The organism is Actinoplanes sp. NPDC004185 (assembly GCF_053603475.1).
Window position 1 is genome coordinate 1 of the sequence record NZ_JBSGFR010000095.1, and the last position, 11,298, is coordinate 11,298.

Below are 11,298 nucleotides of genomic sequence, written 5' to 3' on the forward strand. Positions count from 1 at the left end.
GCCGCCAGTGCCGGGGCAGGGTCAGCGGCCGGTCCACCCCGGGTGAGCCGACCTCGAGCTGATATTCACCCGCCAGGACCTCGCCCTGGTTCTCCTCGGCCGTGTCGAGCGCCTGGGAGATCTCCCGGGAGACGACCGCGACGTCGTCGAGGCTGATGCCCCCGTCCGCGTCGACCAGGACCCGGAGAACGTGCCGGCGGCCCGCGCGGGAAAGGTTGACGTCCTCGAGGTCGAACCCCGCGGCGACCACGACCGGCTCGATCACCGCGCGCACGCGGGCCTTCGCGGCCACCAGGTCGATGCGCGGAGCAGCGGGCTGACGCGTCTCTTCGGCTGCCTCTCGGCTCCGGCCCCCGCCGGAGCGGCGGTTCGCCGGCCGGGCGCCGCCGCGACCACGCTGCGTCATCGGGCCCAACCCTTCTGCTCGAATGCGGCGCGCGGCAAACGCTCCGTGCGCCGTTCGCCGGCAACACCGGCATGCCACCGGGGCTGGAAATCCCCGGCGGCTGAGGCAGAGCGTAACGCGCCGGCGGCGCGGGCCGGCCGCCGCCGCTCCGATTCGGCGCCCGGTGCAGGTCAGCGACGCGTGGTGCGGATGGTGTTGACTGACCGGGTGAAAAGACGTCACCTGATCGGCGTGGCTGCCGGTGGGGCGCTGAGCGCGACGGCACTGGGCGGCTGCGGGCTCTTCTCCGATGATCCAGAGCCCGCGCCGGCGCCGGACGCCCTGCAGCCCGTGCTCGACGAGGCCCTGGCCCTGGCGGCGGCTTACGACCGGGCCGTGCTGGCCGAGCCCGGCCTGGCCAAGCGGCTGACCCCGCTCGCCGCCGACCACCGCACCCACGCGGCCGAGCTGTCCCGCGTGATCGGCCGGGCGGTCCCGTCGGGGGCGCCCGCGTCCAGCGCTCCGAGCGGCGACGCGGCCGGCTCGGTGGCGGCGTTGCGCAAGGCGGAGCAGGCCGCGCAGAAGACCGCGGCCGCAGCCTGCCGCACGGCCCCGGCCGACCGGGCCGGGCTGGCCGGCTCGATCGCCGCCGCCCGGGCCGCCCACGCGGAGGCCCTCCGATGAACGCGTCGTCCGCGCCGCGCCCCGCTACGGTCGCCGCGCAGACGACGGTCGCCGCGCAGACGACGGTCGCCGCGGAGGGGATGGCATGAGCGCCCAGCTGGCGGCCGCGCTGGCCGCGGAGGAGGCGGCGATCTACGCGTACGGGGTCCTCGGGGTGAAGCTGACCGGTGACGGTGACCGCACCGAGGCCCGCGCCGCCGAGGCGGTCCACCGCGGGCGCCGGGACGTGCTGGTCAGCCGGTTGTCGGCGTTGCAGGCGAGCACCGCCCCGGCCCCGGCGGGCTACGACCTGCCGTTCGACGTCACCGACCGGGCCAGTGCGCTGAAGCTGGCCATCCAGGTGGAGGACGGGGTCGCGCAGGCCTGGCGGGCGGTGTTGCCGGTGACCACCGGGGCCGATCGGGTCACCGGACTGAACGCACTGGTCGACGCGGCGGTCCGGGCGACCCGCTGGCGCCGGCTGGGCGAGGTGACCCCGGTGACGATGGCCTGGCCCGGGCGCGCCTGAGGACCTTTCCCGCCGCGGGTCCATGCCCGACAATGACGCAGTGTCGCAGGACGAGTACGACCTGGCCAATCCGCGCTGGCACCTGGCCGTCCGGCTCCGTGACGTGATCCTGCGGCGCTGGTCGGCCGAGGTGCGGGCGATCGGCGTGCACGGCTCCCTGGCGCACGGCGACGACACCGGCAGCAGCGATCTCAACCTGCACGTGGTCACGTACCGTCCGAACGCCGGGCCCCGCGCCGCCCTGCGCCGGGTCGACGGCATCCTGGTCGACCTCAGCGTCGGCACCGCCGACGACGGTCTGCGCCGGGCCCGGGAGCTGACCCCGCGCTGGCCGCTGGAGGCCGACCGCTACCTGAGCACCCGGGACCTCTTCGATCCCGGTGGCTGGTTCGCCGGCCAGCGCGACGCCCACCTGGGCAAGCTGGCCGAGACCCGGCCGGGCGAGTTCAGCGGGCTGGCCCGGCGCAACTGGTGTGTGGCCTCGGCGGCGCACGCCCGGGCGGTCCGGCTGGCCGAGTGGTACGAGACCGACGCCGCCCTGGTCCTGCTGGCCGAGGCCAGGCTGCACGCCGCCATGGTCACCGGCCTGCTCAGCCGCACGTATTTCCGCAACCGGGCCGACGCGGTGAAGCGCACCGGGCTGGCCGGGGCGGACATGACCGAGCTGGCCTCCGTGCTGAAGACCCAGGCCGACGACCTCACCGCCCGGGGCCGCCCGGTCGACGGCCCGCTGAGCGCCCTCTTCGAGTGACGCCGGTCAGGAGACGCCGACGCCGATCAGCGTCCCGATGAGATAGGTCGCCCCGGCCGCCGCCGCGCCGAGCAGGAGCTGCCAGAGGCCGCTGCGCCACCACGGACGGGCGGTGAAGCGGGCGATGACCGCACCGGCCGCGAACAGCCCGGCGCCGCCGACGATCAGCGCCGCGAGCAGGCTGTCGAAGCCCAGCAGATAGGTCAGCAGCGGCACCACCGCCCCGATCGCGAAGCACACGAACGAGGACACCGCCGCCGTCCACGGGCTGGGCAGCTCGTCCGGGACGACACCCAGCTCCTCCTGGGCGTGCACCCGCAGCGCCTGCTCCGGATGGGCCTTGAGCACGTCGGCCACCTGGCGGGCGAGCGGGGCGGGCAGCCCGCGCGCGCTCCACATGGCGACCAGCTCGTCGGCCTCTCCCTCGGGGTTGAGCCGCAGCTCGCGCAGCTCCTTGGCCAGTTCGGCGGCGACCTGGTCGTTCTGGGTGCGGACGCTGGTGAACTCGCCGAGGCCCATGGAGATGGCCCCGGCCACCAGGCCGGCCACCCCGGTCAGGATCAGCGTGTGCCGGCTGACCCCGCCGCCGCCGACCCCGGCGATCAGGGCGATGTTGGTGACCAGGCCGTCCATCGCGCCGAAGGTGGCCGCGCGCAGCCAGCCGCCCGAGACGTCCGCGTGGTGCTCGGGGACGGTCACGGCAGCGTCAGGATCTCGTACCCGTCCTCGGTCACCACCAGCGTGTGCTCGAACTGGGCGGTCCACTTGCGGTCCTTGGTGACGACCGTCCAGCCGTCGTCCCACATCTCGTACTCGTGGGTGCCCAGGGTGATCATCGGCTCGATGGTGAAGGTCATGCCGGGCTCCATCACGGTGTCGAGCCGCGGGTTGTCGTAGTGCGGGATGTAGAGCCCGCTGTGGAAGGTCTCGCCGATGCCGTGTCCGGTGAAGTCGCGCACCACGCCGTAGCCGAAGCGGCGGGCGTACGCCTCGATCACCCGGCCGATCGCGTTGATCGGCCGGCCCGGGGCGACGGCGCGGATGCCGCGCATCATGGCCTCGTGGGTGCGCTCGACCAGCAGCCGGGCCTCGTCGCTGACCTCGCCGACGCAGAACGTCGCGTCGGTGTCACCGTGCACGCCGTCGAGGTACGCGGTCACGTCGACGTTGACGATGTCACCGTCGGCGAGCACGGTCGTGTCCGGGATGCCGTGGCAGATGACCTCGTTGAGCGAGGTGCAGCAGGACTTCGGGAAGCCCTTGTAGCCCAGCGTCGACGGGTACGCCCCGTTGTCGATCAGGAACTCGTGCACCACCCGGTCGATCTCGTCGGTGCTGACACCGGGCTTGCAGTGCTCCCCGGCGAGCTGGGTGGCCTGGGCTGCGATCCGCCCGGCGACACGCATCTTGTCGAGGGTCTCGGGCGTCTGCACGTGCGAGCCGCGCCACTCTTTCGGGCGCTTCTTGCCGACGTATTCAGGACGGGTGATCTGCGGCGGCACCGCCCGCCAGGGGGAGAGCTTTCCCGGAACGAGAGGGGCACGAACGCTCATCGACCCAGCTTATCGCCGCGCCCGGCGGGCACCCGCGGGCCATGACGGTGGACACCAGCCCGGTTGACCCTCACCGGCCCATTGTTGCCGCTCCCGGGCGCCTGTGTAATCGTGTCAGCGTGGATCAAGACGACGCCGGGACGGACTTCTCGGCCAGTTCCTCGGTGGCGGGCGACCGCGTCACCGTGGTGGTACGCGGCGAGGTGGACATGTCCACCGCCGACGCGATGTACCAGGCAGTCACCCGTGACGGTGCCCGTGGCGCGACCCTGGACCTGCGCGGCGTGACGTTCTTCGACTCGGCCGCCATCCACGCGCTGGTCCGGCTCGCGGAGCGCTTCCCGGACGGCTTCGAGGTGATCCCGTCGGCCGCGGTCCGCCGGGTCCTCGACATCTCCGGCCTGAGCAGCCAGCCCTGGCTCGTCCAGGGCGAGCCCGGCTGAGCCCGGCAGCGCCCGGGACGCTCAGGAACGGCTCAGCGCCCGCCGCAGCGTCACGGCGGTGCCGGAGCCGGTCCTGGCCACCGACAGCTCCGACAGCGCACCGATCAGCGCCAGGCCGCGCCCGCGGAAACCGGCGTCACCGGCCGGGCGCCAGTTCCCGGTGTCGCTGACGGTCGCCAGCACCGAGGCCTCGTCCACCAGCACCTCGACGGTGATCACCGGCTCGGCCGGCTCGACGGGATGCTCGATCGCGTTCGCGGCGGCCTCGGAGATCGCCACGGTCAGGTCGAAGATGTCGTTGTCCGGCACGGAATGGGCCGTCAGGAAGTCCTCGAGCCGCCGGCGCAGCACACTCAGCCGGGCCGGGTCGGCGGGCAGCCGCAGCTCGAACCTGCGGGGCTCGGTGACCTGCAGAGCGAGCAGCGCGATGTCGTCGCGCCGGGTCTGCCGCGCCGCCTTGTCGAGCAACCGGTCGAGCAGGTCCTCGACGTGCTCGGCCGGCTCGGCGAGCTCCGCGCGGACCTCGTTCAGGCCGCGGTCGATGCCCACCCGGCGGTCCTCGACCAGGCCGTCGGTGTAGAGCAGCAGCCGGTGGCCGGGCTTGATGTCCGCGGTCAGCGTCGGGTACGTCACTTCCTTGAGCGCGCCGATCGGCGGGCCGAGCGCGCTGGAGTAGAGCAGGTCGCCCTTCTCCCCCGGCGCGGCGAGCATCGGGGACGGGTGCCCGGCCGACGAGTAGTGCAGCTCCTGGTTGCCGGTGTCGAAACGGACGCAGACCACGGTGGCGAACTGGCGCCGGCCCAGGTTGTCGACCAGCCGGTTCAGCCGGGTCAGCGCCTCACCGCAGTCGAAGCCCTCCAGGATGTACGCCCGCAGCGCGTTGCGCAGCTGCCCCATCCCCGCCGCGGCCTGCACCCCCTTGCCGACCACGTCCCCGATGACCAGGAAGAGCTGGTTGTCCGGGGCGAGGATGACGTCGTACCAGTCGCCGCCGACCTCGGCCTCGGTGCTGCCGGGCAGGTAGCGGCTCGCCACGATGGCGCCGGGCACCCGGGGCAGCGACTGCGGCAGCAGGCTGTGCTGCAGCGTGCTGGCGATGCGGTGCTCGGCCTCGTAGAGCCGGGCGTTGCCCAGCCGCAGCCCGACCAGACGGGCCAGCTGGGTGAGCAGCACCGGCTCGGGTGGACCGTCCGGTCCGGACCAGACGCTCAACTCGCCCAGGGGCACGCCGGAGGTGTCCGGCAGCGGCAGCACGACTTCCGGGGCGGCCGAGCCGCCGGCGCCGCCGTCCACCTCGGCCCGGGCGCCGGGGGCGGTCAGCACGACCCGGCCGGCCGACGTCATCGCCTGGACGTGCCGGGCGGCGACGGCGAGCACCTCGGCGGTGGTGCTGACCGCGTTGATCGCCGCGGCCGCGTCGACCAGGCCCCGCAGCCGGCTGATGATCTGCCGGCGGGTCTGCCCGAGCTCCAGGTTGGACCGGACGCGGGCGGTCAGGTCGCGGACCGAGAACGGCTTGACCAGGTAGTCGTCGGCGCCGGCGGCCAGGCCCTCGACCGAGGCCTCCTCACCGGCGCGGGCGGAGAGCACCACGATCGGCACGTCCCGGGTGCGCTCGTCCGCGCGCAGCGCCGCGATGAGGCCGAAGCCGTCCATCCGGGGCATCATCATGTCGGTCAGCACAAGGTCGAACTGCTCGGTGCGGGCCAGCTCCAGGGCTTCCAGGCCGTCGGACACGCTGGTGACGTCGAAGGACGGCCGCAGCAGCCGGGAGACGTGGTCGCGCAGGTCGGCGTTGTCGTCGGCGAGCAGCACCCGGCCCCGCCGGCCCGCCTGCACCTCGCCCGGCGTGACCGGGGCCGGCGCGGTGTCCCCCATCCACCAGTGCGCTTCCTCGACGTAGAGCCGGGACTGCTCCTCGGGCCGGTCGGCCGGTCCTTCGTCGATGATCCGGTCGGCGGGCAGGTGGGCCGTGCCGAGCGGGACGGTCACCGAGAACGTGCTGCCCACGCCCGGCTCGCTGCGCGCGGTCGCCGTGCCGCCGTGCAGCTCGGCCAGCTCACGGACCAGGGCCAGGCCGATGCCGGTGCCCTCGTGGCTGCGGGCCCACGCGCCGGTGACCCGGTGGAAGCGGTCGAAGAGCAGCTGCTGCTCCTCCGCGGACACCCCGACGCCGGTGTCGGTCACCTCGAGCACCGCGGCCCGGTCGCGTTCCCCGATCCGCACGGTGATCCCGCCGGTGGGGGTGTACTTCACCGCGTTGGAGAGCAGGTTGAAGACGATCTTCTCCCACATCTCGCGGTCCACGTGGACCGGCGCCGGCAGCGGCGGGCACTGGATGTCGAGCCGGAGCCCGGCCCGTTCGGCCGCCGAGCGGAAGGTGCTGGCCAGCCGGGCGGTGTAGTCGGACAGATCGGTCGGCCGGTACGCGGCGCGCAGCCGGCCGGACTCCAGCCGGGAGAAGTCCAGCACCGTGTTGACGAGTTTCAGCAGCCGTACGCCGTTGCGCTGCATCGGCACGAGCCGTTCGCGCAGGTCGTCGGCCAGGCCGTCGTCGCCGAGCAGCTCCTCCAGCGGACCGAGGATCAAGGTCAACGGGGTACGGAACTCGTGGCTCACGTTCGAGAAGAAGTTGGTCTTGGCCGTGTCCAGCGCGGCCAGCTCGGCCGCCCGGCGCCGTTCCTGCTGGTAGGCCCGCACGTTCGCCACCCTGCGGGAGATCTGGGCTGTGGCGAGCTCGAGGAAGTCGCGGTAACTGCGGTCCAGTGCGAGGAACCGGCTCACCCCCACCACCAGTGCCCCGGCTCTGCTGGTGCCGGCGCCGATGGGCAGCACCAGGGCCTGGTCGGCGGCCGGCGAGGGGGGAGGATGGGCCACGTCCGTCGCGGCGATGGTCTGCTCGTGGTCGGAGCGCATGACGGCCGCGACGACGTCGCGGACCCCCGGATCGAGTGGACGGGAGGCGGACGGCGGGAGTCCGCACATCCCGGCCACGGCCGGCTCGCCACCGCCTGCCGGGTCGTCCAGGTACAGGACGGCGAAGGGCACGTCGGCAGCGTTCTCGCCGAGAACCTGCGCGACCTGCGTGCCCAGGGCGGCCTGGTCGGGCGAATCGGCCAGCCGGGAGCCGAGAGCACTGAGGGTACGGACGCGGCGGTCGGCCAGCACCCGTCCGGTGGTGTCGCTGACGATGCAGAAGATACCGCCCACGGTGCCGTCAGCGGTCCGGATCGGGTCGTAGGAGACGTCGAAGTAGGTCTCCTCCAGGAAGCCGAAGCGCTCGAGCATGAAGAGCAGGTCGGCGGCCCAGAACGACTCGTCCCGCTCCTTCACGCCGTCGAACAGCTCCTGCAGCACCGCCCAGGTCTCGGGCCACATCTCCCGGCCGGGACGGCCCACGTGGCCGGGGTGTTTGCTGCCCATAGTGGGGATGTAGGCGTCGTTGTAGAGCGCGCAGTGGTCCGGGCCCCAGAACAGCACGATCTGCGCCTTGGAGGCGAGCATCCGGGCGACGGCGTCTGCCAGCTCCGGCGGCCAACCGGCCGGCCCGCCCAGCGGGGTCGCAGCCCAGTCGAGCTCGAGCATGCGCCGGCCCATCTCACCACCGCGTTCGAACGCCCTCCGCAACCGCTGCGGCAGAGCATCGTCCGCGCTGGCCACCATGCGTCCTCCCGCGGATGTCTTCGCCCGACAGGGCTGCACCGTAACACCGACGGCGACGGCTTTCAGCCGTGGCTAACCTTGCCCGGGTGACGTCGGCTGCCCTGCATCGAGCGTTGACCGAATCGACCCTGCGGCCGTTGCCCGGTCCGGCCGCTGAGCTGTTGCGGGCGCTGGACGCGCCGCCGCGGCTCGGGGCGCACCTGCGGGCGGTGCACGACGTCGCCTGGTCGCTCACCGACGTGCTGGGGCGGCGCCGGCCGGACCTCGAGTTCGACACCACCGCGGTGCTGTTCGGGGCGGCGACCCACGACATCGGCAAGGTCCTGCACGTGGCCGAGCTCTCCACGCCCGGGCACAAGCACGAGGAGGCCGGCCGGGACCTGCTGCTGCGCTACGGCGTGCCCGCGCATCTGGCCCGGTTCGCGGGCAACCACGGCAGCTGGGACGCGCCCGGGATCACGCTGGACGACCTGCTGGTCAGCCTGGCGGACAAGGTCTGGAAGGGCGCCCGGATCACCGGGCTGGAGGACCGGGTGGGCGCTCACCTGGGCGGCGCGCCCTGGGAGGCGTTCCTTGTGCTGGACGACGTGCTGCAGGGCCTGGCGGCCGGGGCGGACGAGCGCCTGGCGTTCCAGGCACAGCATCCGGTCGCGGTCTGAGCTCAGGCGGCCAGTGCCGTCCGGCCCAGCCCGGAGGAGCCGGCGGCGGCCTCCACCAGCGCGGCGAAGACCCGCAGGTCACCGGTGCGCTCGGGGTGCCACTGCACGCCCAGGGCGAACGAGTGGTCGGGATCCTCGATGATCTCGATGACCCGGTCGTCGGGGCACCGGCCGACCACCGTGAAGCTGCCCGGGTCGTCGATCGCCTGGTGGTGGAACGAGTTCACGGTGAGCCGGGCGCCGAGCAGCGACCGCGCCGCCGAGCCGGAGGTCAGCACGACGTCGTGCCGGCCGAACGCCGACGAGTCCACCGCCAGCGGATCCGTGCCCGCCGCGGCCCGGTGCCGGTCGTGGCCGACCAGGTCGGGCAGGTGCTGGTGCAGCGAACCACCGGTGGCCACGGCCATCACCTGCAGGCCCCGGCAGACACCGAGCACGGGCAGGTCGGCGTCGAGGGCGGCGCGCATCAGGAGCAGCTCGGAGGCGTCGCGGACCGGGTCGGAGTCGGTGGCCGGGTGCGGCTCGGCACCCCAGTTGGCCGGGTCGATGTCGCCGCCACCGGCGAAGACGATGCCGTCGAGCGACTCGAGCACGTCGGTGCCGGGATCGTCCGGGGTGATCAGGACCGCCCGTCCCCCGGTGGCGTGGACCGCCCGGACGTACGACATCGGCAGCATGCCGACGACCTGTTCGTTGCTGCCGTACTGGACCTGTTGCGCGTACGCGGTCAGTCCGATCAAGGGCCTGCGCATGTGGTGCGAACCTCCGTCCGTAGAACCTGCGTATCGGCGGGTGCGCCGGATGTCTTAGGCGGCCGCCGCGACCAGGGCCCCGAACAGCCGTTTGTCCCTGGTCACCTCGGGGTGCCACTGCACGCCCAGCACGAACCGGTGCGCCGGGTCCTCCACCGCCTCGACGGTCCCGTCCTCGGCCCGGCCGGTGACGGTCAGCGTGCCCGGGTCGTCGACCCCCTGGTGGTGGAAGCAGTGCACCCGGGTGTCCTCGCCCATCAGGCCGGCGATCCGGCTGCCCGGGGTGAAGCCGGCCTCGTGCTCGCCGTAGACGCCGGGGGCCGGGCGGTGCCGGTCGTGCCCCAGCACCTCGGGCAGGTGCTGGTGCAAGGTGCCGCCGGCGGCGACGGTGAGCAGCTGCATGCCCCGGCAGACCCCGAGCACCGGCAGGTCGCGGGTGAGGGCCGCGCGGGCGAGCAGCATCTCGGCGGCGTCGCGCTCGGGCCGGGTGACCGTCTGCGGGGCGGCCTCGGCGCCGTACAGCTCCGGGCCGAGGTCGGCGCCGCCGCTGAGCACCAGACCGTCCAGGATGCGCAGGACGTCGGTGTCGAGGTCATCGGGCGGCAGCAGCACGGCCCGGCCACCGGCCCCGGTGACCGCGGCGACGTAGTCGTGCGGCACCAGCGTGGTGGGCAGGTTGTGCCAGACACCCCAGGTGGCGGGCTCCACATAGGTGGTGATGCCGATGACGGGTCGCATCTTGACCACGGTATCCACGTCCTGTTCGGATGACGTCGACCGAGTGGGTGATCCGCTCGCCGTACCGGACGAGCGCCGCGAATTAGTGAGCGGCGCCGACTCAGTGAGTCGGCGCCGCGCCCGGGCCCTTCGAACCACCCGTGCAGCGATCGCAGCGTGCGCGGGCGGAGATTCGACCCCTGCGTCCGGCGTGAACTGGACGTACTTGTCTTGTCTCCGCTACCCCGGGGTGCTAAACCGCTACCCGGGAATCGAGGCCAGCGCTCCGGCCTTCAGGCTAGGGACGAAGGCCGCATCAGGAGGGCCGCCAAGGTCCGAGCAGTGCCTTAGGCCGGGCGGTTCTGCTGCTCGCGCCACCACTCGTACGGCACAAGCACGGCGCGCGGTTCGTCGTTCTTCGCCAGGATCGTGTGCTGCCCGGCGTAGTGGGCTGCATCGATCAGCTTGCCGATTTCCTTGCGGGCGTCGCTCACCGCGACCTGGGGCGTCTCGCTCATCTCGCGATTGTACATATGGTACATTTTGTACGTGCAACTTCGTTACAACTTCCGCGTCTACCCGACGCCCGGCCAGCAAGTCGAGCTGGCGCGGGCATTCGGGTGCGCGCGGGTGGTGTTCAACGATGGGCTGCGCGCCCGGCAGCAAGCCCGCGAGCATGGTTTGCCGTATGTGTCGGACGCCGAGCTGTCCAAGCGGATCATCACGCTGGCCAAGACGACCCCGCAACGGGCGTGGCTGGCCGACGTGTCCTCGGTCGTGCTTCAACAGGCCCTCGCGGACCTGAACACGGCGTACCGCAACTTCTTCGCCTCGGTCACCGGCAAGCGCAAAGCCCGAAAGGTCGCGCCGCCCCGGTTCCGGTCCCGCAAGGACAACCGGCAGGCCATCCGCTTCACCAAGAACGCCCGGTTCAAGGTCCTCGACAACGGCCGGCTGCGGCTGCCGAAGATCGGCGACCTCGCGGTGCGCTGGTCCCGCACTCTGCCGTCGGACCCGTCCAGCGTGGCGATCATCAAGGACGCATCCGGACGGTACTTCGCCTCGTTCGTCGTGCAGGTGGCCGGAGAGGCGTTGCCGACAGTCGAGTCCGAGGTCGGTATCGACCTGGGGCTGACGCACTTCGCCGTCTGTTCGGACAGCACGAAAGTCGCGGCGCCGAGAT

At 72.8% G+C, this 11,298-nt stretch carries 12 protein-coding genes and 1 pseudogene; 6 read left to right on the forward strand and 7 right to left on the reverse strand.

The annotated features are described in order from the left end of the window. Positions 1-406, reverse strand: a pseudogene (locus tag ACWEOZ_RS43430) (ribosome maturation factor RimP); the annotation flags it as partial. Positions 407-613: 207 nt separating this feature from the next. On the opposite strand from ACWEOZ_RS43430, the gene ACWEOZ_RS43435 reads away from it, so the two are divergent. From ACWEOZ_RS43435 to ACWEOZ_RS43445, 3 genes are all read left to right on the forward strand, one after another. Further along, positions 614-1,069 carry a hypothetical protein gene (locus ACWEOZ_RS43435; protein WP_451916522.1) on the forward strand — a complete coding sequence of 152 codons (456 nt, stop codon included), beginning with the start codon at positions 614-616 and terminating at the stop codon, positions 1,067-1,069. Between the two features lie 85 nt (positions 1,070-1,154). Next, on the forward strand, positions 1,155-1,577 hold the full coding sequence (locus ACWEOZ_RS43440; protein ID WP_451916523.1) for a ferritin-like domain-containing protein: 423 nt from the start codon (positions 1,155-1,157) through the stop codon (positions 1,575-1,577). A gap of 22 nt (positions 1,578-1,599) precedes the next feature. After that, complete coding sequence (locus ACWEOZ_RS43445; RefSeq protein WP_451916524.1) at positions 1,600-2,328, forward strand: nucleotidyltransferase domain-containing protein; 729 nt, start codon at positions 1,600-1,602, stop codon at positions 2,326-2,328. 6 nt (positions 2,329-2,334) lie between these two features. Here the strand turns inward: ACWEOZ_RS43445 and ACWEOZ_RS43450 are convergent, their stop codons facing one another. Further along, positions 2,335-3,027, reverse strand: a complete 693-nt coding sequence (locus tag ACWEOZ_RS43450) for a VIT1/CCC1 transporter family protein (RefSeq protein WP_451916525.1) — start codon at positions 3,025-3,027, stop codon at positions 2,335-2,337. Next, entirely contained in the window at positions 3,024-3,881 is an 858-nt protein-coding gene (gene map, locus ACWEOZ_RS43455) for a type I methionyl aminopeptidase (protein ID WP_451916526.1), read from the reverse strand. Before map ends, ACWEOZ_RS43450 begins: the two co-directional genes overlap by 4 nt. A 119-nt stretch (positions 3,882-4,000) precedes the next feature. Between map and ACWEOZ_RS43460 the strand changes: the two genes are divergently transcribed. Beyond that, positions 4,001-4,324 (forward strand): STAS domain-containing protein, encoded by a 324-nt coding sequence (locus ACWEOZ_RS43460; RefSeq protein WP_451916527.1) that lies wholly within the window; start codon positions 4,001-4,003, stop codon positions 4,322-4,324. Between the two features lie 21 nt (positions 4,325-4,345). On the opposite strand, the gene ACWEOZ_RS43465 is transcribed toward ACWEOZ_RS43460, so the two are convergent. After that, a complete protein-coding gene (locus tag ACWEOZ_RS43465; protein ID WP_451916528.1) occupies positions 4,346-7,987 on the reverse strand; it encodes a SpoIIE family protein phosphatase in 3,642 nt (1,213 codons plus the stop codon). A 113-nt stretch (positions 7,988-8,100) separates the two neighbouring features. Between ACWEOZ_RS43465 and ACWEOZ_RS43470 the strand changes: the two genes are divergently transcribed. Further along, complete coding sequence (locus tag ACWEOZ_RS43470; RefSeq protein ID WP_451916529.1) at positions 8,101-8,646, forward strand: HD domain-containing protein; 546 nt, start codon at positions 8,101-8,103, stop codon at positions 8,644-8,646. A 2-nt stretch (positions 8,647-8,648) separates the two neighbouring features. On the opposite strand, the gene ACWEOZ_RS43475 is transcribed toward ACWEOZ_RS43470, so the two are convergent. From ACWEOZ_RS43475 to ACWEOZ_RS43485, 3 genes are all read right to left on the reverse strand, one after another. After that, a complete protein-coding gene (locus ACWEOZ_RS43475) occupies positions 8,649-9,398 on the reverse strand; it encodes a gamma-glutamyl-gamma-aminobutyrate hydrolase family protein (RefSeq protein WP_451916530.1) in 750 nt (249 codons plus the stop codon). 54 nt (positions 9,399-9,452) lie between these two features. Continuing rightward, the gene (locus ACWEOZ_RS43480) at positions 9,453-10,136 is read right to left on the reverse strand and encodes a gamma-glutamyl-gamma-aminobutyrate hydrolase family protein (protein WP_451916531.1); all 684 of its coding nucleotides are present in this window, start codon (positions 10,134-10,136) and stop codon (positions 9,453-9,455) included. A gap of 326 nt (positions 10,137-10,462) precedes the next feature. After that, positions 10,463-10,633: a type II toxin-antitoxin system prevent-host-death family antitoxin gene (locus tag ACWEOZ_RS43485; RefSeq protein WP_451916532.1), complete on the reverse strand. Its 171-nt coding sequence runs from the start codon at positions 10,631-10,633 to the stop codon at positions 10,463-10,465. 31 nt (positions 10,634-10,664) lie between these two features. Between ACWEOZ_RS43485 and ACWEOZ_RS43490 the strand changes: the two genes are divergently transcribed. Beyond that, positions 10,665-11,298 (forward strand): RNA-guided endonuclease InsQ/TnpB family protein (locus tag ACWEOZ_RS43490; protein ID WP_451916533.1); only part of this gene is annotated, 634 nt, incomplete at its 3' end.

Coding starts and splice junctions, on each gene's coding strand:
- ACWEOZ_RS43440 (WP_451916523.1), top strand. CDS start 1,155: ATGAGCGCCCAGCTGGCGGCCGCGCTGGCCGCGGAGGAGGCGGCGATC.
- ACWEOZ_RS43445 (WP_451916524.1), top strand. CDS start 1,600: ATGCCCGACAATGACGCAGTGTCGCAGGACGAGTACGACCTGGCCAAT.
- map (WP_451916526.1), bottom strand. CDS start 3,881: ATGAGCGTTCGTGCCCCTCTCGTTCCGGGAAAGCTCTCCCCCTGGCGG.
- ACWEOZ_RS43465 (WP_451916528.1), bottom strand. CDS start 7,987: ATGGTGGCCAGCGCGGACGATGCTCTGCCGCAGCGGTTGCGGAGGGCG.
- ACWEOZ_RS43475 (WP_451916530.1), bottom strand. CDS start 9,398: ATGCGCAGGCCCTTGATCGGACTGACCGCGTACGCGCAACAGGTCCAG.
- ACWEOZ_RS43480 (WP_451916531.1), bottom strand. CDS start 10,136: ATGCGACCCGTCATCGGCATCACCACCTATGTGGAGCCCGCCACCTGG.
- ACWEOZ_RS43485 (WP_451916532.1), bottom strand. CDS start 10,633: ATGAGCGAGACGCCCCAGGTCGCGGTGAGCGACGCCCGCAAGGAAATC.